We start from the raw sequence: 22,052 nt of genomic DNA, 5'->3' as shown, positions 1-22,052 counted from the left end.
ATCATCAGGGGCGCGGTCCGTGGCCGAAACCGTCAGCCGCCGCGGTGGCCGCGGCAGCCGCGGTGGCGGCGGTGGCGGCCCGGGAGCGTCATCCGTACATGCGGCGCATGGCGAAGTCGACCATCTGCTCGACGGCCTTCGCGTCGAAGACCATGCGGTGCTCGCCCTCCATGTCGAGGACGAAGCCGTAGCCGGTGGGCAGCAGGTCGATGACCTCGGCACCGGTGATCACGAAGTACTTGGAGTCCTTGCCCGCGTACCGGCGCAGCTCCTTGAGCGACGTGAACATGGGGATGACCGGCTGCTGGGTGTTGTGCAGCGCGAGGAAGCCGGGGTTGTCGCCGCGCGGGCAGTACACCTTCGACGTGGCGAAGATCTGCTGGAAGTCCTCGGCGGACATCGATCCCGTGGTGAACGCGCGCACCGCGTCCGCGAGGGACGGCGGCGACGGCTCCGGGTACAGCGGGGGCTGCTGGCCGTATCCACCGGGCATCTGGCCTTGCGGCGGCGGCTGTTGCGGCGGGACGTACCCCTGTCCCGCGCCCGCGTGCTGGTCGTAGCCGTACATACGGGCCAGGGTACCGACCCCGGCGCACGCGCCGTACGCGCTCGGGCGAACGGAACATTTATATAGCGGACGCTAGATTATCAAGAGCGGCCCGCCGAGTAGACCCTGCTCACACTTGGACCAACAGGGGTTGCCTCTTATTACCGACGGGTAGCATCATGGGAAGCGATTAGCTACTTACTGGTACGCCCACGAGGATTCCAGCCTCCCGAGCCACATACGGAGCCGTCGCCATGGGGCACTACAAGTCGAATCTCCGCGACATCGAGTTCAACCTCTTCGAGGTGCTCGGCCGCGACCAGCTGTACGGCAGCGGCCCGTTCGCGGAGACGGACGTCGAGACCGCCAAGAGCATCCTCAGCGAGCTGTGCCGCCTCGCCGAGAACGAGCTCGCCGAGTCCTACGAGGACGCCGACCGCAACCCGCCGGTGTTCGACCCGGAGACCAACACCGCTCCGGTCCCGGCCTCCTTCAAGAAGAGCTACCAGGCCTTCATGGACTCCGAGTACTGGCGCCTCGGCCTGCCCGAGGAGATCGGGGGCACCACGGCCCCCCGCTCCCTCATCTGGGCGTACGCGGAGCTCCTGCTCGGCGCCAACCCGGCGATCTGGATGTACTCCTCGGGCCCGGCGTTCGCCGGCATCCTCTTCGAGGAGGGCACCGATGAGCAGCGGAAGGTCGCCGAGATCGCCGTGGAGAAGCAGTGGGGCTCCACCATGGTCCTCACCGAGCCGGACGCCGGCTCGGACGTGGGCGCGGGCCGCACCAAGGCCGTGCGGCAGGAGGACGGCTCCTGGCACATCGAGGGCGTGAAGCGCTTCATCACGTCCGGTGAGCACGACATGTCGGAGAACATCCTCCACTACGTCCTCGCCCGCCCCGAGGGCGCGGGTCCGGGCACCAAGGGCCTGTCCCTGTTCCTCGTCCCCAAGTTCGAGTTCGACTGGGAGACCGGCGAGCTGGGCGAGCGCAACGGCGTGTACGCGACGAACGTCGAGCACAAGATGGGCCTGAAGGCGTCCAACACCTGCGAGATGACGTTCGGCGACAAGCACCCCGCCAAGGGCTGGCTGATCGGCGACAAGCACGACGGCATCCGCCAGATGTTCCGCATCATCGAGTTCGCCCGCATGATGGTGGGCACAAAGGCGATCTCGACGCTCTCCACGGGCTACCTGAACGCCCTGGAGTACGCCAAGGAGCGCGTGCAGGGCCCCGACCTCGCCCAGTTCATGGACAAGGCCGCGCCTAAGGTGACGATCACTCACCACCCGGACGTGCGCCGCTCCCTGATGACGCAGAAGGCCTACGCGGAGGGCATGCGGGCGCTCGTCCTGCACACCGCGGCCGTGCAGGACGAGATCGCGGTCAAGGAGGCGAACGGCGACGACGCGTCCTCGCTGCACGCGCTGAACGACCTCCTCCTGCCCATAGTCAAGGGATACGGCTCGGAGAAGGCCTACGAGCAGCTGGCGCAGTCGCTCCAGACGTTCGGCGGCTCGGGGTACCTCCAGGAGTACCCGATCGAGCAGTACATCCGCGACGCCAAGATCGACACCCTGTACGAGGGCACCACCGCCATCCAGGGCCAGGACTTCTTCTTCCGGAAGATCGTCCGCAACCAGGGCGCCGCGCTGAACGGTCTCGCCGAGGAGATCAAGAAGTTCCTCGCGGTGGGCACCGGCGGCGAGGAGCTCGCCGGCGCGCGGGAGGAGCTGGCCAAGGCGGCCGTCGAACTGGAGGCCATGGTCGGCGTCATGCTCACGGACCTCGCGGCCACGGAGCAGGACGTGAAGTCCATCTACAAGGTGGGCCTGAACACCACGCGCCTCCTCCTCGCCTCCGGTGACGTGGTCGTCGGCTATCTGCTGCTGCGGGGTGCCGCCGTGGCCGCGGAGAAGCTGGCGGGCGCCGGGGCCAAGGACCAGGCGTTCTACCAGGGCAAGATCGCCGCCGCCAGGTTCTTCGCGGCGAACGTCCTCCCCGGGGTCGCCACCCAGCGCGCCCTCTCCGAGGGAGTCTCCCTGGACCTGATGGAACTCGACGAGGCAGCGTTCTGACCCTCCCGGGCAAGCGACCCGCCGGTGGGCGGGACGGCAATCCCGCCGTCCCGCCCACCGCCCTGCCCGGCATCCGCCGACGGCGGGAAACCCCCACAGGGGGCGCCCACCGCACGGCGGGCTGGAAACGGGCGGGCGGGCGGGAAGGAATCCGCCGCGAAGCGGAGGGACAGGACACACCCAGCACCCGCCGACGGCGAGGAACCCCCACGGGGGGGCGCCCACGACACGGCGGGCCGGAAACGGGCGGGCGGGCGGGAGAGAAGACCCCCCACCGCAGGTGGGCCACGCAGCGGGCCCAGGGGCCTGACTAGGCTGCAGCCATGAGCACTCGCCCCCGCTTCGACCGCGGCCACACCGACGACCTCATCAGCTTCCTCGCGGCAAGCCCCTCGCCGTACCACGCCGTGGCGAGCGCCGCCGAGCGGCTGGAGAAGGCCGGCTTCCGCCAGGTCGAGGAGACCGAGGCGTGGGACGGCGGCACCGGCGGCAAGTATCTGCTGCGCGGTGGCGCGATCGTGGCGTGGTTCGTGCCGGAGGCCGCCGCCGCCCACACCCCGTACCGCATCGTGGGCGCGCACACCGACTCCCCGAACCTGCGGGTGAAGCCGCTGCCGGACACCGGCGCGCACGGCTGGCGCCAGGTCGCCGTCGAGATCTACGGCGGGCCGCTGCTCAACTCCTGGCTGGACCGCGACCTGGGCCTGGCCGGCCGCCTGTCCCTGCGGGACGGCACGTCGCGCCTGGTCAACGTGGACCGTCCGCTGCTCAGGGTGGCGCAGCTGGCCATCCACATGGACCGTTCGGTGCACACCGAGGGGTTGAAGCTCGACAAGCAGAAGCACATGCAGCCCATCTGGGGGCTCGGCGGGGACGTCCGCGAGGGCGACCTCATCCGGTTCGTGGAGGAGGAGTGCGGCCTGGCGCCCGGCGACGTCACCGGCTGGGACCTGATGACGCACTCCGTCGAGCCGCCCGCCTACCTGGGCCGCGACCGTGAGCTGCTCGCGGGCCCCCGGATGGACAACCTGCTGTCCGTGCACGCCGCGACGGCGGCACTCGCGGCCGTGGCCACGGCTCCCGGGGCGGACGCGCTGCCGTACATCCCCGTGATGGCCGCGTTCGACCACGAGGAGAACGGTTCGCAGTCCGACACCGGCGCCGACGGGCCGCTGCTCGGCACGGTCCTGGAGCGTTCGGTGTTCGCACGCGGCGGTACGTACGAGGACAAGGCGCGGTCCTTCGCGGGCACCGTCTGTCTGTCGTCCGACACGGGCCACGCCGTCCACCCCAACTACGGCGAGCGCCACGACCCGACGCACCACCCGCGGGCCAACGGGGGCCCGATCCTGAAGGTGAACGTCAACAACCGGTACGCCACGGACGGCGGCGGCCGGGCCGTGTTCGCCGCCGCCTGCGAGAAGGCGGGCGTGCCGTTCCAGTCGTTCGTGTCCAACAACGCGATGCCCTGCGGCACGACGATCGGCCCGATCACCGCGGCCCGGCACGGCATCAAGACGGTCGACGTGGGGGTCGCCATCCTGTCGATGCACAGCGCCCGCGAGCTGTGCGGCGCCGACGACCCGTACCTCCTCGCGGAGGCGCTGCGGGCGTTCCTCGAGGGCTGAGACCCGGGGGAGGCCGAAACCCGGCCGGAACGGGCGGTCGCGCGAGCGGCTCGTCCGTTCCGGGGTACTCATGGCCGCATGAAGCTACTCGTACGCGACCGCGTGTTCGGCATCGGCGACGACTACTGGATCGAGGACGACCAGGGCCGCAAGGTCTTCCTCGTCGACGGCAAGGCGATGCGCCTGCGGGACACCTTCGAGCTGAAGGACATGCAGGGGCGGGTCCTCATCGACATCCACGCGAAGATGCTCTCCCTGCGCGACACGATGGTGATCGAGCGCGAGGGCGAGCCGCTGGCCAAGGTGAAGCGCAAGCGGCTCTCCCTGCTGCGCAACCACTACCGCGTGGAGCTCGCGGACGGCTCCGAGCTGGACGTCAGCGGCAAGATCCTGGACCGCGAGTTCGCCGTCGAGTACGACGGCGAACTGCTCGCGGACATCTCCCGGCGCTGGTTCAGCCTCCATGACGCCTACGGCGTCCAGATCACCCGCGACGACGCCGACCCGGCCCTCCTGGTCGCGGTGGCGGTCTGCGTGATCCGCCTGGCGGAGAAGGAGAGGGGCGTCGGGGACTGAGGCGGGGGCGGGCCGGGGCCTACGGCAGCCTGCGGTCCTTCAGGGCGGGGAACTGTTCCCGGGTCTCCGCGACCCTGCGGAGGTCGAGGTCCACGGTGAGGACCTCCTCCTCCGCCCCGGCCGCCTCGGCGAGCACCTCGCCCCAGGGATCGACCACCACGCTCGCCCCCGCCTGGTCCACCCCCGCGTGCGTCCCCGCGGTCCCGCAGGCCAGCACGTACACCTGGTCCTCCACGGCCCGCGCCCGCGCGAACAGCGACCAGTGCGAGCGCCGCCGCGCAGGCCACCCCGCGGGCACCACGAACACCTCGGCCCCCGCGTCGACAAGACCCCGGAACAGCTCAGGGAAGCGGAGGTCGTAGCAGGTCGCGAGGCCGAGGACGGCCTCGGGAACCCGGACGGTGGCCAGCTCGGCGCCCGCGCCCATCAGCACGGCCTCGCCCTTGTCGAAGCCGAAGCGGTGGATCTTGCGGTACGAGACGGCGAGCTCGCCCTCGGGCGAGAAGACGAGCGAGGTGTTGTACAGGGCGTCGCCCGCGCCGGAGTCCGAAGCGGCCCGCTCCGGGATCGACCCGGCGTGCAGCCACACCCCGGCGTCCCGCGCGGCCTTGGCCATCACCTCGTACGTGGGTCCCTGGAGCGGCTCGGCCTCGGCGGCGAAGGACTCGTACGCGAACGCGCCCGTCGTCCACAGCTCGGGCAGCACGATCAGGTCGGGGCGCTCCCGCTCGGCGACCTGGCGCACCAGCGAAGAGACGCGCTCCCGCCGGGAATTGACTGGTTCGTCATCATCTACGGCGATCTGGAGGAGAGAGGCGCGCACACTACCACCGTCCTGGCATTCGAGCCGTCAACTAGGCCTACGATCGTCACACGAAAGCACTGCCGGGGTGCCCGCGGGCAGCGTACTGTGCCTTTCCGGGGGTACCCCCCGGGCCCCCGAGCATCCCAAGACACCCACCGCCCGCGTACGACCGCCCGAGGGGTCCCGTGAGTCTCCATCCCAGCCTTCAAACCTACGCCGATGCCTGGACCCACGCAGTGGAAGCGATATCCGAGCTGGTCTCACCCCTCGTGGAGAGTGAGTGGAACCGCGCGACCCCCTGCCCGGCCTGGTCGGTGCGGGACGTCGTGTCCCACGTCATCGGCATGGACTGCGAGATGCTGGGCGACCCGCGGCCGATCCACACGCTGCCCCGGGACCTGTACCACGTACAGACCGAGAGCCAGCGGTACATGGAGATGCAGGTCGACGTCCGCCGCCATCACACCGCGCCGGAGATGACCTCCGAGCTGGAGTACACCATCATCCGCCGCTCCCGGCAGCTGCGGAACGAGAACCGCGACCCGTCGACGAAGATCCGCGGCCCGCTCGGCAGCGAGCAGACCCTGGAAGTGGCCTCGCGGGTGCGGGCGTTCGACGTCTGGGTGCACGAGCAGGACCTGCGCACGGCCCTGAACAAGCCGGGGAACCTCGATTCGCCGGGCGCCTACGTCGCCCGTGACCTGCTGCTCCAGGGCCTGCCGAAGGTCGTCGCGGAGAAGGCGGGCGCCCCCGCGAGCTCGGCGGTCGTCTTCGACGTCGGCGGACCCGTGGAGTTCCTGCGCACCGTGCGTGTCGACGCGGAGGGCAAGGCCACCGTCGACAACGCCCCCTCCCTCGGTCCGCTCGCCACCATCGCCATGGAGTGGGACGTCTACTTCCGCCTCGCCTGCGGGCGGGTGTCGTACGCGGCGGTCAGGGACCAGGTGAAGGTCGAGGGCGACCAGGACCTCGGCGACGCGATCCTGCGGGACTTCGCCGTCACGCCGTAGCCGCCGGCCGGGGGTTCCGGGGCAGGGCCCGGAACCCGGCCGTCGGAGCCGGCCCTTCCGCGTCGCAGCGCGTCACACCGGGACGTGCACCGTCTCCACCCTGCTCGCCACGAGCCGCTCCCGCTCCCGCCGCGCCGCCCGGTTGCGCAGCCGCAGGATCTGGCTGACGCCGATCGCCTCCAGGACGAAGACCGCCGAGAAGGCCACGCGGTAGTTGTCGCCGGTCGCGTCGAGCAGCACGCCGATGGCCAGCAGCGTCGTCATCGAGGCGAGGAAACCGCCCATGTTGGTGATGCCGGACGCCGTTCCCTGCCGCTCCGGCGGATTCGCGGGGCGCGCGAAGTCGAAGCCGATCATCGAGGCGGGGCCGCAGGCGCCGAGCACCACGCACAGCACCACGAGCAGCCACAGCGGCGCGTGGCCGGGGTGGGCGAGCGTGGCCGCCCACATGACCGCCGTGGCCGCCACCGTGCCGAGCGCGAGCGGCAGCCGCGCCGCGTGGTGCCGGGCGACGACCTGCCCGTACACGAGCCCTATCGCCATGTTGGCGAGGACGACCAGCGTGAGCAGGTCCCCCGCCGCGCCCCGGGACAGGCCCTGCGCCTCGACGAGGAAGGGCAGGCCCCACAGGAGCAGGAACACCATCGCGGGGAACTGCGTCGTGAAGTGCACCCACAGGCCGAGCCGGGTGCCGGGCTCCCGCCAGGACAGCGCGATCTGCTCACGTACATAGCCCGGACCCGTGCCGCGCGCCCCCACGCCCGCGCCGGGGCGCGGCGCGACCGGCTCCGGCTCGTGGCCCTCCGGGTGATCCTTCAGGAACAGGGCCATCAGGACGAGGACGAGGACACCGGCGAGGGAGCTGCCCGCGAACGCGGCGGTCCAGCCGACCCCGTGCAGCATGCGGGCGATGACCAGTGTCGAGACCAGGTTGCCCGCCATGCCCACCAGGCCGGCGAGCTGCGCGACCAGCGGCCCGCGGCGGACCGGGAACCAGCGGGTGCCGAGCCGCAGCACGCTGATGAACGTCATCGCGTCGCCGCAGCCGAGGAGCGCGCGCGACGCGAGCGCCGCGCCGTACGAGGGCGAGAGCGCGAAGCCGAGCTGGCCGAGGGTGAACAGGACCACGCCGCACGTGAGGACCTTCTTCGTACCGAGGCGGTCCACCATCAGGCCGACGGGTATCTGCATGCCCGCGTACACCAACAGCTGGAGTATCGAGAACGTCGACAGGGCCGAGGCGTTGACATGGAAGCGGTCGGCGGCGTCCAGACCCGCGACGCCGAGCGAGGTGCGGAAGATGACCGCGACGAAGTAGACGGCGACGCCAACGGACCAGACGAGGACGGCCCGGCGGCCCCCCGGCGGATCCCCCGGCAGGCGCCCCGCGCCGGCCGTCGGCGCGCCGGTGGTCATCGTGCCGCTCCCCGCGCGAGGTTCTGGAACCAGCCGACGTGCCGGGTGACCACGTCGACGGCCGCCTCGGTGTCCTGCGCCGTCAGCGCGGCGAGGATCTCCTCGTGCTCGGTGAGGGTCTTGGCGATGCGGTCGGGGTGGGAGTGCATCACGGCGACGCCCATCCGCAGCTGCCGGTCGCGGAGCTGGTCGTAGAGGCGGGACAGGATGTCGTTGCCGCCGCTGCGGACGATCTCGGCGTGGAAGCAGCGGTCGGTGACCGCCGCCGCGGCGAAGTCCCCGGCCGCGGCCTGCTCCCGCTGCTGTTCGAGCAGCTCGGTGAGGCGGGCGAGCAGTCCGGGCGGCGCGGGCACGGCCTTGCGCACCGAGTGGGTCTCGACGAGCAGCCGGGTCTCCACGACGTCGGCGATCTCCTGGGCGGAAACCGGCAGGACGAGGGCGCCCTTCTTCGGGTAGAGCCGGAGCAGCCCCTCGACCTCCAGCTTGAGCAGCGCCTCGCGCACCGGTGTGCGGGACACCCCGACGGCTTCGGCGAGCTCGCCCTCGGTCAGGAGCGTGCCGCCTTCGTAGCGGCGCTCCAGGACGCCCTCCTTGACGTGGGCGTAGACGCGCTCGGCGGCGGGGGGCTGCTTGAGGGACTTGGCGGGGACCGGGGGTGCGGGTGGGGCTGCTGGCATGCGCACAGCATAGATACAAGACGTATACACGGGGAGTGCGGTCCACGATCCGGACAGGGCGCCACTCCACCGGACGCGCAGGGCGCCGCTCCACCGGACGCACAGGTCGCCGCCCGCGCGGACACGCGGCGACCACCCGCACGGCGCGACCCGCGCACTCCCCCCGTACCACTTGGCCGCATCTTTACCTCGCGAGCGTGCATCCCTTCAGGTCTCTCATGCGTCATCCCTGTGGCGGCTCTCCCATGTCGCCCGCATTTCACGGGAATTTGGGACAAAGATCCGTCAACTACCTCATCAGCAGGGACCAACGGAGTGTTCATCTTGAGAATCCGCACCCCGGGCGTGCGCGTGCGCCGTATAAGCGCGGCCGCCGCCGTCACCGCCGGAGCCGTCCTGACCACGGGCGTCGCGGTGTCGCCCGCCCAGGCCGCCGCGCCGCCCAAGCCGTCGATCGCCGCCAAGGGCGGCTTCCTCATGAACAACGGCTCGGGCAAGACGCTGTTCACGAAGTCCGCGGACACCCGCCGTGCCACCGGCTCGACGACGAAGATAATGACCGCCCGGGTGGTCCTCGGCCAGCGCAACCTCAACCTGGACTCGAAGGTCACGATCCAGAAGGCGTACAGCGACTACATCGTCCGCAACACCGCCTCCAGCGCCCGCCTCATCGTGGGCGACAAGGTGACGGTCCGCCAGCTCCTCTACGGGCTGATGCTGCCGTCCGGCTGCGACGCCGCGTACGCCCTCGCGGACAAGTTCGGCAAGGGCTCGTCCCGCTCGGCCCGCGTGAAGTCCTTCATCGGCCAGATGAACAAGACGGCCAAGGACCTGAAGCTGAAGAACACGCACTTCGACTCGTTCGACGGCATCAGCAACGGCGCCAACTACTCGACGCCGCGCGACCTGACGAAGCTCGCGAGCAACTCCATGAAGTACTCGCTGTTCCGCTCCGTCGTGAAGACGAAGACGTACACGGCGAAGACGAAGACGAAGACCGGCTCCACCCGCACCATGGCGCCGTGGAAGAACACCAATGCGCTGCTCGGCTCCTACCGGGGCGCGATCGGCGTGAAGACGGGCTCCGGTACGGAGGCCAAGTACTGCCTGGTCTTCGCGGCGACCCGCAACGGCAAGACCGTCATCGGCACGGTGCTGACGTCCACGTCGAACTCCGCCCGCATCAAGGACGCGAAGAAGATCATGGACTACGGCTTCAAGGTCGCGTAGCGATCCTTGTCCCCGGTGTACCGGGCACGAGGTGTCCCGGGCACGAGGTGTCCCGGGCGCGAGGACGGGGCCCACCGCCTGTGCGGTGGGCCCCGTTCGCTGTCCGCCCGCTCTGCTGCCCGCGGGCGTTACGACCAGGTCATCAGCCGCTTGGGCTGCTCCAGGATCGCCGCCACGTCGCCGAGCACCTTGGAGCCCAGCTCCCCGTCCACCAGCCGGTGGTCGAAGGAGAGGCCGAGGGTGGTCACCTGACGCGGCTTCACCTTGCCCTTGTGGACCCACGGCTGGAGCTTGATGGCGCCGACCGCGAGGATCGCGGACTCGCCGGGGTTCAGGATCGGCGTGCCCGTGTCGATGCCGAAGACACCGATGTTCGTGATCGTCACCGTGCCGCCCTGCATGGCGCCGGGCGACGTCTTGCCCTCGCGGGCCGTGGACACCAGGTCGCCGAGCGCGGCGGCCAGCTCGGGCAGGGTCTTGTCGTGCGCGTCCTTGATGTTCGGTACGAGCAGACCGCGCGGCGTGGCCGCGGCGATGCCCAGGTTCACATAGTGCTTCTGGACGATCTCCTGGTTCGCCTCATCCCAGGCGGCGTTCACCTCGGGGTTGCGGCGGATCGCCACCAGGAGCGCCTTGGAGATCAGAAGCAGCGGGTTCACCCGCAGGCCCTCGAAGGCCCGGTCCTGCTTCAGTTCCTCGACCAGCTTCATCGTGCGGGTCACGTCCACCGTCACGAACTCCGTGACGTGCGGCGCGGTGAACGCCGAGCCGACCATCGCCTGCGCGGTGGCCTTGCGGACGCCCTTGACCGGGATGCGGGTCTCCCGGGCACCCGCTGCCGCGGGCGCGGGGGCCTCCGGGGCCGCCTGCGCCGCCGCGACGGGCTGCTCCTGGGGCGCCGCCGGCCGCGGTGCCGCCTGCGGCGCGGCCACGGCCGCGTGCACGTCCTCGCGCGTGATGATTCCGTCGGGCCCGGTCGGCGTGACGGCGGCGAGATCGACGCCCAGGTCCTTGGCGAGCTTGCGGACCGGGGGCTTGGCGAGCGGTCGCGCACCGTGTCCGTTCACTCCGGCTCCGGCTCCGGATGCGGCTCCGGCTGCGGATTCGACTCCGCCTCCGGGGGCGACGGCAGCCGCCGGTGCCGGTGCCGTCGTACCCGTGTCGGCCGCGGCTCCCTTGCGGGGGCGCCGCTTGGTCGAGGACTCGGCGACGCCGTACCCCACGAGGACCGGCTGACGCCCGGCTGGCTTCTGCTCCTCCTCCGCGGGAGCGGCGGCCTGCGCCGGGGCGGCAGCCGCGGCCTCCGCGGGCGCGGCCACGGCCTCGGTCTGGGTCTCGGCCTCGGTCTCGGTCGCGGGAAGCGCGTCCCCGGCCCCGCCGACGGTGATGATCACCTGGCCCACATCGACCGTGGACCCTTCCGGGAAGCGGAGCTCCCGCACCGTACCGTCGAACGGAATGGGCAGTTCGACGGCGGCCTTGGCCGTCTCCACCTCGCACACGACCTGTCCGTCGGTGACGGTGTCGCCGGGGGCGACGAACCACTTGAGGATCTCCGCCTCGGTGAGCCCCTCGCCCACGTCGGGCATCTTGAACTCGCGGACGGCCGAGGTGGTGTCAGTCATTGTCGTCACGATCCTCTTCCCTCAGTACGCCAGCGAGCGGTCGACGGCGTCGAGCACCCGGTCGAGGCCCGGCAGATAGTCCTCTTCGACCCGCGCGGGCGGATACGGGGAGTGGAAGCCGCCGACCCGCAGCACGGGCGCCTCCAGGTGGTAGAAGCACCGCTCCGTGATGCGTGCCGCGATCTCCGCGCCGGAGCCGAAGAACACCGGCGCCTCATGCACGACGATCAGGCGGCCCGTCCGCTCCACCGACGCCTGCACCGAGTCGAAGTCGATCGGCGAGACCGAACGCAGGTCGAGGACCTCCAGGGACCTGCCCTCGTCGGCGGCGGCCGCGGCGGCCTCCAGGCAGGTCTTCACCATCGGACCGTACGCCACGAGGGTCGCGTCCGTGCCCTCGCGGACCGTACGGGCCGTGTGCAGAGGGCCGGGGATGGCGTCGGTGTTGACCTCACCCTTGTCCCAGTACCGCCGCTTGGGCTCGAAGAAGATCACCGGGTCGTCGCTCTGGATGGCCTGCTGGAGCATCCAGTACGCGTCCGACGAGTTCGACGGCGAGACCACCTTCAGGCCCGCGACGTGCGCGAACAGCGCCTCCGGGGACTCGCTGTGGTGCTCCACGGCGCCGATGCCGCCGCCGTAGGGGATACGGATGACGACGGGCACCTTGATCTTGCCGAGCGCGCGGGCGTGCATCTTCGCGAGCTGCGTGACGATCTGGTCGTACGCGGGGAAGACGAAGCCGTCGAACTGGATCTCCACGACCGGTCGGTAGCCGCGCAGGGCCAGGCCGATGGCCGTGCCGACGATGCCCGACTCGGCGAGCGGGGTGTCGATGACGCGGTTCTCGCCGAAGTCCTTCTGGAGGCCGTCGGTCACCCGGAACACGCCGCCGAGCTTGCCGACGTCCTCGCCCATGACGACGACCTTCGGGTCCGCGTCGAGCGCCGTGCGCAGGGATTCGTTGATCGCCTTCGCGAGCGGAAGTTTCTTCACCGTCATGACTACTTGGCCTCCCCGCCCGTAGCAGCGTTCACCGGCTCGTCCGCGAACGACGCCTCGTAGGCGGCGAACTCGGCGCGCTCCTCGTCCACGAGCGCGTGACCGTCCGCGTAGACGTTCTCGAAGATCGACATGGCATCGGGGTCCGGCATCGTCCGCACCACGTCCCGCACTCGCTTGCCCAACGTCTCGCTCTCGGCCTCGAGTTCCGCGAAAAATCCCTCATCCGCGTGACCCTCGGACTCCAGGAACGCCCGCAGCCGCTTGATCGGGTCCTTCGCCTCCCACGCCTCGCGCTCCTCGTCGCGCCGGTAACGCGTCGGATCGTCGGAGGTGGTGTGGGCGCCCATGCGGTACGTGAACGCCTCGATGAGCGCCGGGCCCTCGCCCGCGCGCGCCCGCTCCAGGGCCCACTTGGTGACCGCGAGACAGGCGAGCACGTCGTTGCCGTCGACGCGGACACCGGGGAAGCCGTAGCCCTGCGCGCGCTGGTACAGCGGCACCCGGCTCTGCTTCTCCGTCGGCTCGGAGATCGCCCACTGGTTGTTCTGGCAGAAGAACACCACCGGCGCGTTGTAGACCGCGGAGAACGTGAACGCCTCGGCGACATCGCCCTGGCTGGTGGCGCCGTCGCCGAGGTAGGCGACCACGGCGCTGTCCGCGCCGTCGTAGGCCACGCCCATCGCGTAGCCCGTGGCGTGCAGCGTCTGCGAACCGATGACGATCGTGTACAGCTGGAAGCCGTTGGTGTTCGGGTCCCAGCCGCCGTTGTTCACACCGCGGAACATGCCGAGGAGGAGCGTCGGGTCGACGCCCTTGCACCAGGCGACGCCGTGTTCGCGGTAGGTGGGGAAGACGTGGTCGCTCTCCCGGGTGGCGCGTCCCGAGCCGACCTGGGCGGCCTCCTGGCCGAGCAGCGACGGCCACAGGCCCAGCTCGCCCTGGCGTTGCAGGGTGACGGCCTCGGCGTCGAAGCGGCGGGTGATGACCATGTCCCGGTAGAGGGCACGCAGGTCGTCCGGGGTGAGGTCCGCGACATAGCTGTCGTACGCGGCGTTCTCCACCCGTACCCCTTCGGGCGTGAGCAGCTGTACGAGCTCGGGCTCGCCGCTGCCTGCCGCCCCGCCCTTGCCCCGGGCGGTGCTCTTCCCTCGCGGGGTCCCCCGGCCCGGAGCGGAGTCCTTCTTGGCGCTCACAGTCTTGGCGGCGCGCTTGCTGCCGCTGCCTGCGCTGCGCGGTGTGCGCGCGGCGGTGCTCTCCACGGTCACGTGTGCTCCTCCGTCGGTCCGGCCCCCGGGGTCCACCGGCAGGCCAGTACGGCTCGCCCGATTCCGGCCCGTCGCACGGGGTGGGTGCGGCTCGGCCGGGACAAGGCGTGACAGTTGCTCCGGCGAGCCCCTTCTCCAAGCACGTTACCCAGTGTCTCCCAAAACTGTGAAACCCCGTCTGACCTGCAATTTTGCTTGGATTTCCAAGTAAGCTGCACTAGGAAATCCAAGTAAATCGAGAAACGCGGAAACACTGCCTGGTCACAGCACTGAACACAGCCTGGCAGGGGGCCGGAACACCGGCACGTTATCCCGGCTGGCTAGGGCACGGGAAGAGTCGATGTGTGACACTGACAGAGTGCGCGAAGAAGGAAAAATCACGGTATTCCTGCTCGACGATCACGAAGTCGTGCGGCGCGGAGTCCATGAGCTGCTCTCCGTGGAGTCGGACATCGAGGTGGTCGGCGAGGCCGGCACGGCGGCCGACGCCCTCGTCCGCATTCCCGCCACCCGCCCCGATGTGGCGGTACTGGACGTTCGCCTTCCGGACGGCAGCGGAGTCGAGGTCTGCCGCGAGATCCGTTCCCAGAACGACTCCATCAAATGCCTGATGCTGACGTCGTTCGCAGATGACGAAGCCCTCTTCGACGCCATCATGGCCGGTGCCTCGGGCTATGTGCTGAAAGCCATTCGCGGCAATGAACTCCTGTCGGCGGTGCGCGACGTCGCCGCCGGGAAATCCCTGCTGGACCCGGTCGCCACGGCCCGCGTCCTGGAGCGCCTGCGCGACGGCAACAACGCAAAGGGCGACGACCGGCTCGCCAGCCTCACCGAGCAGGAACGCAAGATCCTCGACCTGATCGGCGAGGGCCTCACCAACCGCGTCATCGGTGAACGGCTGCACCTCGCCGAGAAGACGATCAAGAACTATGTCTCCAGCCTGCTGTCCAAGCTCGGCATGGAGCGCCGGTCGCAGGCGGCTGCGTACGTGGCGCGGATGCAGGCGGAGCGGCGCTGAGGCCGGGTGCGCGGCGGTGAGGCGGCGTTGAGGCCGGCCTCCCGGCTGAGCCGCGTTGAGGCTGGCCGCGCGGCTGAGCCGCGTTGAGGCCGGCCGCGTGGCGCTGAGGCGGGCGCTGCGCGCCCGTGGGCAGCGTGTGCGTGGCTCACACGGGACTTATGGCCCCCTTCTGGGGGGCCGGCGGCCCTTCTTCCCGCACGGCCCCGTGCCGGAGGGTGGGGGGATGCCGACCGAAGAACAGCTCGCCTTCGCACTGCTCCGGCGCACCGACTACGGCCGGGTGGCCACCAGCATGCGGGCCCTCCCCTTCCTCGCGGTGGCCCGGCACGTGGTGGTCGACGGGCGGATCCTGCTGCGTATGCACGGCGGTCTCGGCTACCACCAGGCGTGCGTCGGCAGCGTCGTCGCGTACGGGGCGGACAACATGAGCACCGGGACGGCCCGGGAGGGCCAGTGGACCGTCCAGTTCCTCGGCATGTGCGAGCCAGCCGACCCCACCCCCGCCGATCTCGACCTCTTCGCCCCGGCCCCCGACTACGTGGACGGCGAGGACTACGCCCCGGTCTACCTCCGCATCACCCCGCAGACAGCGAGGGTGCACACGCTGACGAGCCTCAGTGCCGCCTGTACGGAGCTGGGCTTCGAGCGGAGCTGAGCCCCCGGGCGGGGCTCGGACCCGAGCAGCGCGGAAACCGAGCAGCGCGGAAAGCCGAGCCGCACAGAAAGCCAAGCCGCACAGACACCCGGGCGGGGAGCCGCGTCATGCGACTCCCCGTCGGTTCACTCCGGATCCCCCTCGCCGCCCTGCGCGGTCCCCTCGGTGCCGCCGCTCTCGTCCGGCGGGTCCGTGGGGTCCGGCGGATCGGTCACCGGATCGGTCGTCTCGGACGGCGGATCGGACGGCTCGGTGGGCGGATCCGTCGGATCGGTCGGCTGATCGGTCGGATCGGTGGGCCGGTGCGTCGGCTGGGTGGGCTGCTGCGAGTCCTGCGTCGGCCGCCCGGTCCAGTCGCCGGTCTGCCCGCCGGTCCCGTCCCCGCCACCGGGCTGCGTCGTCCCGTCGGGGGTCTCTTCTTCCTTGCTGCTCTTGCTGGGCGACTTCTCCTGCGACTGCTTCGTCGACGGCGTCGTCGGCGTCTTGTCCTTCTTGCCGCCGTTGTCGTCACCCGCGGACAGCGCGAACGCCACCCCCGCGGCGATCGCGATCACGGCGAGCACCGCGAGGATCCACACCTTGCCCCGACCGCTCCCGCCTCCGTCCCGGTGACCGCCGTCGAAGCCGCCGTCGTCGCCGCCCGGGGGCCGCAGCATCGGCCCGGGGATCTGCTGGGTGCCGGAGTCCCCGGGGTGCGGCATCGCGGCCGTGCCCCCGACGCCCATCGCGGGGGTGTGCGCGCCCTCGTGCATACCGGCGAGCGCGACGGGCCCGGTGTTCCACGTACCGGTGTGGCTGCCCTGCTCGGCCAGCATCTGCAAGCCGTACTGGACCAGGCCGCGCATCTCCTCGGCCGTCTGGAACCGGTCGTCCGGGTCCTTGGCGAGGGAGCGCATGACGAGGCCGTCGAGCTCCGGCGGCGCCGCTTCGGCAACCTCGGAGGGCGGCACGGGAATGTCCTGGACGTGCTGGTAGACCACGGACAGCGGCGTCTCACCGGTGAACGGGGGCCGCAGCGCGAGGAGTTCGTACAGCAGACAGCCGGTCGCGTACAGGTCGCTGCGGTGGTCGACGGCCTTGCCGAGCGCCTGCTCCGGCGAGAGGTACTGCGGGGTGCCCATGACCATGCCGGTCTGCGTCATCGTCGACTGCGCCCCGTGCAGGGCGCGCGCGATACCGAAGTCCATCACCTTCACGGCACCGGTATGGGTGATGCTGACGTTCGCGGGCTTGATGTCGCGGTGCACGATCCCGTGCTGGTGCGAGTAGGCGAGCGCCTCGAGGACACCGGAGACGATGATCAGGGCCTGCTCGGGGCCCGGGGCCTCCGCGTTGATCAGCAGGTCGCGGATGGTGCGGCCCTCGACGAGCTCCATCACGATGTACGGCACGGAGTTGCCGTTGATGACGTCCTCGCCGGAGTCGTAGACCCCGACGACGGCGTGGTGGTTCAGACCGGCGACCGACTGGGCCTCACGCGTGAAGCGGGCCTTGGACACCGGGTCCTCGGCGAGGTCGGAGCGCAGCAGTTTGACCGCGACCGTACGGCCGAGGCGTACGTCTTCGGCCGCGAACACCTCGGCCATGCCGCCGCGGCCGAGCCGCCGCGTCAGGCGATACCGGCCGTCGCCGACAAGACCGCCGTTGCCCCACATCTCAGGCACGTCCGACATACCGCCGCCAGCCGCCTCGGGGTCGGACGGGCCCTGAGCGGGGTGCGTCTGTGCCATCAGTCCTCGCCGTCGTTTCTGATCATGGGCCGCCGCGGCCCGTGCGCCGCCATGGCCGCCGTGTACATGATGTACAGGGTGTACGTGGTGTAAAGCGTGTACCGGTTACGTGATAGAGCGGTACGGGGTACTCCGGCGTGCCACGCTACAGCCTTCCAGGGGCCGACCGGTCCGGCGTGGGCCCCTCGGCAAACCCTCCGGGGGCTTGACGAGGCGAACTTGTAACGCTTCCGAGACTCTTCTTGCGCGTACGGTCACGGAACGGGCACCGAGCTTGACGTGTCGGGGCCCTCGGGCAGACTTGGCCAGGAATAGCGGATCGATCAGCGTCTTCAAGACGTCCTCGGTCGCACCCGTAGCCACAGTCACAACCGCGGCGCCGTCTCGCGTCCGCGCCGATGGGGGACGCACGAACATGAGCCAGGACGGCGCTCAGGGCCGGTACGCGGGCAGTTCACTGGCCGGCGGCCGCTATCAGCTGCGCGATCTGCTCGGCGAGGGCGGTATGGCGTCGGTGCACCTCGCGTACGACACCGTGCTCGACCGGCAGGTCGCGATCAAGACACTCCACACCGAGCTGGGCCGCGAGCAGTCGTTCAGGGAGCGCTTCCGGCGCGAGGCCCAGGCCGTGGCCAAGCTCACGCACACCAACATCGTGTCGGTCTTCGACACCGGCGAGGACACGCTGACGATCGGCGGCTCCGCCGCGGACGGCGGGGCGCCCATGCCCTACATCGTCATGGAGTACGTCGAGGGCAAGCCGCTCGGCTCGGTCCTGGACGCGGCCGTCCGCCAGCAGGGCGCGATGCCGACCGACCAGGCCCTGAAGATCACCGCCGATGTGCTCGCGGCCCTGGAGATCAGCCACGAGATGGGCCTGGTCCACCGCGACATCAAGCCCGGCAACGTGATGATGACCAAGCGCAACGTCGTCAAGGTCATGGACTTCGGCATCGCCCGCGCCATGCAGTCCGGCGTCACGTCGATGACGCAGACCGGCATGGTCGTCGGTACCCCCCAGTACCTCTCGCCCGAGCAGGCCCTCGGTCGCGGCGTGGACGCCCGCTCCGACCTGTACTCGGTCGGCATCATGCTGTTCCAGCTGGTGACGGGCCGCCTCCCGTTCGAGGCCGACTCGCCGCTCGCCATCGCGTACGCGCACGTCCAGGAGGAGCCGGTCGCCCCCTCCTCGATCAACCGTTCCCTTCCGCCCGCCGTCGACGCGCTCGTCGCCCGCGCGCTGAAGAAGAACCCGAACGAGCGCTTCCCGACCGCCGAGGCCATGCGCGACGAGTGTCTGCGCGTCGCCCAGTCCTTCCAGGCGTCCCTCTCCCAGGCGCCCAGCATCGTGCCGGGCGCCCCGACGGCGAGCGGCGCGGGCGTGGGCTCGGCCGTGTTCCCGCCGGTCGACACCGCCGCGCCGGCCGCGGGCAGCGTCCAGACGCCGTACCAGCCGGGTGCCTACGGCCCGCCGACCCCGGCCCCCACCCCGACGCCGGGCTACGGCTACCCCCAGCAGGGCTACCAGACACCGGGACCCACGGGCGCCTACGCCCCGCAGGCGTCCCAGACGCCGCCCCCGTACAACCTCGCCCCGCAGCACGCGACGGCCGTACCCGCCGGTTCCGGCGGTCACGGCGGCTCCGGTGGCTCCGGCGGTGGCAAGCGCAACATGCCGGTGATCGTCGGCTCCATCGTCGTGGCGCTCCTCGCCATCGGCGGCCTCATCGCGGCCGTCTCGCTGAGCGGCGGGGGCGACGAGGGCGGCGACAGCGCCAAGGAGTCCAAGAAGCCGGTGGCGGGCCACCGGGGGCCGGACCGGACGAACACCGTCGAGAAGACGGTGTGCACGGAGCCGGAGACGGCCACCAACGACCCGAAGAAGATCAAGATGCCGGACTTCGCCTACAAGGACTGGCGCTCGGTCCTCTCCTGCCTCCAGGCGTCCGGCTGGCACTATGACAAGAACCCCGTCGACGAGAACACCTACGGCGAGGACACGATCATGCGGACCCTGCCGAAGGCGGGCGAGGAACTCGACCCCAAGAGCGTGGACATCCAGTTCGACATCTCCACGGGCAACCCGGCCTGACGCCGACCACGCCACGCGGGGCCCGGTACGCGCATCGCGTACCGGGCCCCGCGGACTTTCCGGGCTCTTCCGGGCTTCTTTAGAGGTAGGGGCCGCCGCTGCGGCCCGCGATGCCGCCGACCTCCTCGGCGCCGTCGTGACCGCCCACGCCGGGCGGGAGCGCGCGGCGCATCTGCTCCAGCTGGGCCCGCGCGGCCATCTGCTGGGCGAACAGGGTCGTCTGGATGCCGTGGAAGAGGCCTTCGAGCCAGCCCACCAACTGGGCCTGCGCGATGCGCAGTTCCGCGTCGCTCGGGGTGCCCTCCTCGGTGAAGGGCAGCGAGAGCCGCTCCAGCTCCTCGACCAGCTCCGGGGCGAGCCCATCCTCGAGCTCCTTCACCGAGCTGGCGTGGATCTCCTTGAGTCGCACCCGGCTCGCCTCGTCCAGAGGCGCCGCCCGCACTTCTTCGAGCAGCTGCTTGATCATGCTGCCGATGCGCATGACCTTGGCGGGCTGCTCGACCATGTCCGTCACCGGGAGCTCACGGGACTCGTCGTCTCCGCCCCCGAGAGCCATTCCGTCCTGACCCACGACCAGGACCTGGGGATTTTCCGGCGACCGTTCGTTCCTCGGCATCTCCATACGGCCATTCTCTCGCACCTGCTGCTCACACCTCCGTGGTGCCCCCGTCAGACGTTGATCCACCGTGTACGAGGGCGTCGTTCCTGTCTTGTGTACGAGGGCCTCGTACCTGTCCGAGTACGTCGTTCCTGTTCGAGTACGAGGAGCGTCCTCCCTGTCCGCCGTCACCCCCGGCGCAGCCGCAGGCCGAGGAAACCGAGGCCCAGGCCGATCAGGACCATGCCCGCGCCCAGCGGCAGCACCCGCAGGCCGGGGAACGGCGGCCCCTCGGCGGCCCGCTCCCTGGGCTCGTCGGCGGTGCCCGGTACGGACGGCACCGGTACGGGCGCGGTCGGCCTGGTCTTGTCGGGGCGGCGCACCTCCCGGGGCGGGGGCGGCAGGGGGCGCCAGACGCCCGGGGCGGGCACGGACTCCGGCTCCTCCCCGCGCCCGGGACGCCGCCGCCCCTCGCCCGCGCTGCTGCCGGCCAGGGAGCCGGTGCCGTAGTAGGGGGCGGGGTCGGAGGGCGGCGGGGCGGGGGACGCCGCCGCCGTACCGAACCCCACGGGGAGCAGCACCGCGAGCAGAACCAGGGGGAGCGCCGGGCGGAGCGCGCCCCGCAGCCGTGATGTCACCGCGCTGGCCCCCTCCCGGTGCCGGGTTGTCGCCGAGTCCGCAGAACGCCCGGCCACGGACGCACGTCCACACGTACGCGAGGGCCAAGGGGCGTACGGCCAGCGTCACATGAGCCGGGGCATCCGGCATCTCGGAGGAGACGTGACGGGTGCACGGGCCCGTGACGGGCGCACGGGGGCGTGATGGGTGCGCGGGTGCATGAGGCCGTGACGGGTGCACGGGTGCATGAGGCCGTGACGAGTGCACGGGTGCATGAGGCCGTGACGAGTGCACGGGTGCATGAGGCCGTGACGAGTGCGCGGGGGCGTGATGGGTGCGCGGGGGCGTGGTGGGTGCGCGGGGGCGTGATGGGTGCGCGGGCCCCGGGCGGCTTGGCCCGGGGCTCCGCGCCGGGGTCACGCCGGGGCGGCGTCCCTGGTCAGGAGGACCTTGCCGATGTGGCCGCTCTCTTCGAGGACCCGGTGGGCGGCGCCCGCGTCCCGCATCGGCAGGGTGCGGTCGACCACCGGACGGACCTGGCCCGCGCCGATGAGGGGCCAGACGTGTTCCCGTACCGCCGCGACGATCGACGACTTCTCGGCGACGGGACGGCCGCGCAGCGAGGTCGCGGTGACGGCGGCGCGCTTGTTGAGCAGCGCCGCGATGTTCAGCTCGCCCTTCACGCCGCCCTGCATGCCGATGATGGCGAGGCGCCCGTTGACAGCGAGGGCGCGCACGTTCCGGTCCAGGTACTTGGCGCCCATGATGTCCAGGATGACGTCCGCGCCCGCCCCGCCGGTGGCCCGCTCGACCTCCTCGACGAAGTCCTGCTCGCGGTAGTCGATGAGCACGTCGGCGCCCAGTTCCTGGCAGAACGCCAGCTTCTCCTTGCCGCCGGCCGTCACGGCCACCTTGGCGCCGACGGCCTTCGCGAGCTGGATCGCCATGGTGCCGATGCCGCTCGCTCCGCCGTGCGCCAGCAGGGTCTCCCCCGGGCGCAGGTGCGCGATCATGAACACGTTCGACCACACCGTGGCGGTGACCTCGGGCAGCGCCGCCGCCGTGACGAGGTCGACGCCGTCCGGTACGGGCAGGACCTGCCCCGCGGGCACGGCGACGCGCTCCGCGTACCCGCCGCCCGCGAGCAGCGCGCACACCTCGTCGCCGACCGCCCAGCCGCCCACCCCCGGGCCGAGCGCGGCGATGCGGCCCGAGCACTCCAGGCCGGGGTAGGGCGACGACGCGGGCGGCGGATCGTAGAACCCCTGCCGCTGCAGCAGGTCGGCACGGTTCACGGCACTGGCGACGACATCGATGAGGACCTCGCCCTCACCTGGTACGGGATCGGGGACCTCGGCCCACTGAAGCGCCTCGGGTCCGCCGGGTTCGGGGATCGTGATCGCATACATGCGGGCGAGGCTACTCCGGGGTGGACCGGACCGGCCTGTTGGTGAACGCCGCGGGTCCGGGGCGGCC

General features: G+C 71.0%; 19 protein-coding genes. 8 read left to right on the top strand and 11 right to left on the bottom strand.

The window, feature by feature from the left end; all coding sequences use genetic code 11:
* Positions 1 to 88: 88 nt before the first annotated feature.
* A complete protein-coding gene (locus tag GPA10_RS30645; RefSeq protein ID WP_058850131.1) occupies positions 89 to 568 on the bottom strand; it encodes an SseB family protein in 480 nt (159 codons plus the stop codon).
* A 233-nt stretch (positions 569 to 801) separates the two neighbouring features.
* Between GPA10_RS30645 and GPA10_RS30640 the strand changes: the two genes are divergently transcribed.
* From GPA10_RS30640 to GPA10_RS30630, 3 genes are all read left to right on the top strand, one after another.
* On the top strand, positions 802 to 2,628 hold the full coding sequence (locus tag GPA10_RS30640) for an acyl-CoA dehydrogenase (RefSeq protein ID WP_157168294.1): 1,827 nt from the start codon (positions 802 to 804) through the stop codon (positions 2,626 to 2,628).
* Positions 2,629 to 2,951: 323 nt separating this feature from the next.
* Complete coding sequence (locus tag GPA10_RS30635) at positions 2,952 to 4,256, top strand: M18 family aminopeptidase (protein WP_157168293.1); 1,305 nt, start codon at positions 2,952 to 2,954, stop codon at positions 4,254 to 4,256.
* A gap of 78 nt (positions 4,257 to 4,334) precedes the next feature.
* Positions 4,335 to 4,832, top strand: a complete 498-nt coding sequence (locus GPA10_RS30630) for an LURP-one-related/scramblase family protein (protein ID WP_157168292.1) — start codon at positions 4,335 to 4,337, stop codon at positions 4,830 to 4,832.
* A gap of 19 nt (positions 4,833 to 4,851) precedes the next feature.
* Here the strand turns inward: GPA10_RS30630 and GPA10_RS30625 are convergent, their stop codons facing one another.
* Positions 4,852 to 5,655 carry a carbon-nitrogen family hydrolase gene (locus tag GPA10_RS30625; RefSeq protein ID WP_343041498.1) on the bottom strand — a complete coding sequence of 268 codons (804 nt, stop codon included), beginning with the start codon at positions 5,653 to 5,655 and terminating at the stop codon, positions 4,852 to 4,854.
* A gap of 167 nt (positions 5,656 to 5,822) precedes the next feature.
* On the opposite strand from GPA10_RS30625, the gene GPA10_RS30620 reads away from it, so the two are divergent.
* Positions 5,823 to 6,647: a maleylpyruvate isomerase family mycothiol-dependent enzyme gene (locus GPA10_RS30620; RefSeq protein WP_058850126.1), complete on the top strand. Its 825-nt coding sequence runs from the start codon at positions 5,823 to 5,825 to the stop codon at positions 6,645 to 6,647.
* Positions 6,648 to 6,719: 72 nt separating this feature from the next.
* Here GPA10_RS30620 and GPA10_RS30615 read toward each other — a convergent pair whose 3' ends face one another.
* Positions 6,720 to 8,063 (bottom strand): MFS transporter, encoded by a 1,344-nt coding sequence (locus GPA10_RS30615; RefSeq protein WP_157168291.1) that lies wholly within the window; start codon positions 8,061 to 8,063, stop codon positions 6,720 to 6,722.
* On the bottom strand, positions 8,060 to 8,740 hold the full coding sequence (locus tag GPA10_RS30610; protein WP_058850190.1) for a GntR family transcriptional regulator: 681 nt from the start codon (positions 8,738 to 8,740) through the stop codon (positions 8,060 to 8,062). Before GPA10_RS30610 ends, GPA10_RS30615 begins: the two co-directional genes overlap by 4 nt.
* Positions 8,741 to 9,064: 324 nt before the next feature.
* On the opposite strand from GPA10_RS30610, the gene GPA10_RS30605 reads away from it, so the two are divergent.
* A complete protein-coding gene (locus GPA10_RS30605; protein WP_157168290.1) occupies positions 9,065 to 9,970 on the top strand; it encodes a D-alanyl-D-alanine carboxypeptidase family protein in 906 nt (301 codons plus the stop codon).
* A gap of 128 nt (positions 9,971 to 10,098) precedes the next feature.
* On the opposite strand, the gene GPA10_RS30600 is transcribed toward GPA10_RS30605, so the two are convergent.
* Genes GPA10_RS30600 through pdhA form a run of 3 tightly spaced genes read right to left on the bottom strand, consistent with a single transcriptional unit; the run spans position 10,099 to position 13,865 of the window.
* On the bottom strand, positions 10,099 to 11,604 hold the full coding sequence (locus GPA10_RS30600; RefSeq protein WP_343041497.1) for a dihydrolipoamide acetyltransferase family protein: 1,506 nt from the start codon (positions 11,602 to 11,604) through the stop codon (positions 10,099 to 10,101).
* A gap of 12 nt (positions 11,605 to 11,616) precedes the next feature.
* Complete coding sequence (locus tag GPA10_RS30595) at positions 11,617 to 12,597, bottom strand: alpha-ketoacid dehydrogenase subunit beta (RefSeq protein WP_157168288.1); 981 nt, start codon at positions 12,595 to 12,597, stop codon at positions 11,617 to 11,619.
* Between the two features lie 2 nt (positions 12,598 to 12,599).
* On the bottom strand, positions 12,600 to 13,865 hold the full coding sequence (gene pdhA / locus GPA10_RS30590; protein WP_343041496.1) for a pyruvate dehydrogenase (acetyl-transferring) E1 component subunit alpha: 1,266 nt from the start codon (positions 13,863 to 13,865) through the stop codon (positions 12,600 to 12,602).
* 358 nt (positions 13,866 to 14,223) lie between these two features.
* Between pdhA and GPA10_RS30585 the strand changes: the two genes are divergently transcribed.
* Together GPA10_RS30585 and GPA10_RS30580 are read left to right on the top strand one after the other, a co-directional pair.
* Entirely contained in the window at positions 14,224 to 14,883 is a 660-nt protein-coding gene (locus tag GPA10_RS30585) for a response regulator (RefSeq protein WP_058850120.1), read from the top strand.
* Positions 14,884 to 15,106: 223 nt separating this feature from the next.
* Positions 15,107 to 15,538 carry a pyridoxamine 5'-phosphate oxidase family protein gene (locus tag GPA10_RS30580; RefSeq protein ID WP_157168286.1) on the top strand — a complete coding sequence of 144 codons (432 nt, stop codon included), beginning with the start codon at positions 15,107 to 15,109 and terminating at the stop codon, positions 15,536 to 15,538.
* Positions 15,539 to 15,663: 125 nt separating this feature from the next.
* On the opposite strand, the gene GPA10_RS30575 is transcribed toward GPA10_RS30580, so the two are convergent.
* Positions 15,664 to 17,268 carry a protein kinase domain-containing protein gene (locus GPA10_RS30575; RefSeq protein ID WP_079086676.1) on the bottom strand — a complete coding sequence of 535 codons (1,605 nt, stop codon included), beginning with the start codon at positions 17,266 to 17,268 and terminating at the stop codon, positions 15,664 to 15,666.
* Positions 17,269 to 17,683: 415 nt separating this feature from the next.
* On the opposite strand from GPA10_RS30575, the gene GPA10_RS30570 reads away from it, so the two are divergent.
* Positions 17,684 to 19,360: a protein kinase domain-containing protein gene (locus tag GPA10_RS30570; RefSeq protein ID WP_157168285.1), complete on the top strand. Its 1,677-nt coding sequence runs from the start codon at positions 17,684 to 17,686 to the stop codon at positions 19,358 to 19,360.
* Positions 19,361 to 19,439: 79 nt separating this feature from the next.
* Here GPA10_RS30570 and GPA10_RS30565 read toward each other — a convergent pair whose 3' ends face one another.
* From GPA10_RS30565 to GPA10_RS30555, 3 genes are all read right to left on the bottom strand, one after another.
* Positions 19,440 to 19,982 carry a bacterial proteasome activator family protein gene (locus GPA10_RS30565; RefSeq protein WP_157168284.1) on the bottom strand — a complete coding sequence of 181 codons (543 nt, stop codon included), beginning with the start codon at positions 19,980 to 19,982 and terminating at the stop codon, positions 19,440 to 19,442.
* Positions 19,983 to 20,146: 164 nt separating this feature from the next.
* On the bottom strand, positions 20,147 to 20,596 hold the full coding sequence (locus GPA10_RS30560; RefSeq protein WP_157168283.1) for a hypothetical protein: 450 nt from the start codon (positions 20,594 to 20,596) through the stop codon (positions 20,147 to 20,149).
* 396 nt (positions 20,597 to 20,992) lie between these two features.
* Entirely contained in the window at positions 20,993 to 21,985 is a 993-nt protein-coding gene (locus tag GPA10_RS30555) for an NAD(P)H-quinone oxidoreductase (protein WP_157168282.1), read from the bottom strand.
* Positions 21,986 to 22,052: the final 67 nt, after the last annotated feature.

This window comes from Streptomyces typhae, from assembly GCF_009755605.1.
In the GTDB taxonomy this organism is placed as follows: domain Bacteria; phylum Actinomycetota; class Actinomycetes; order Streptomycetales; family Streptomycetaceae; genus Streptomyces; species Streptomyces typhae.
This window is presented reverse-complemented; position numbering and strand designations above follow the sequence as displayed.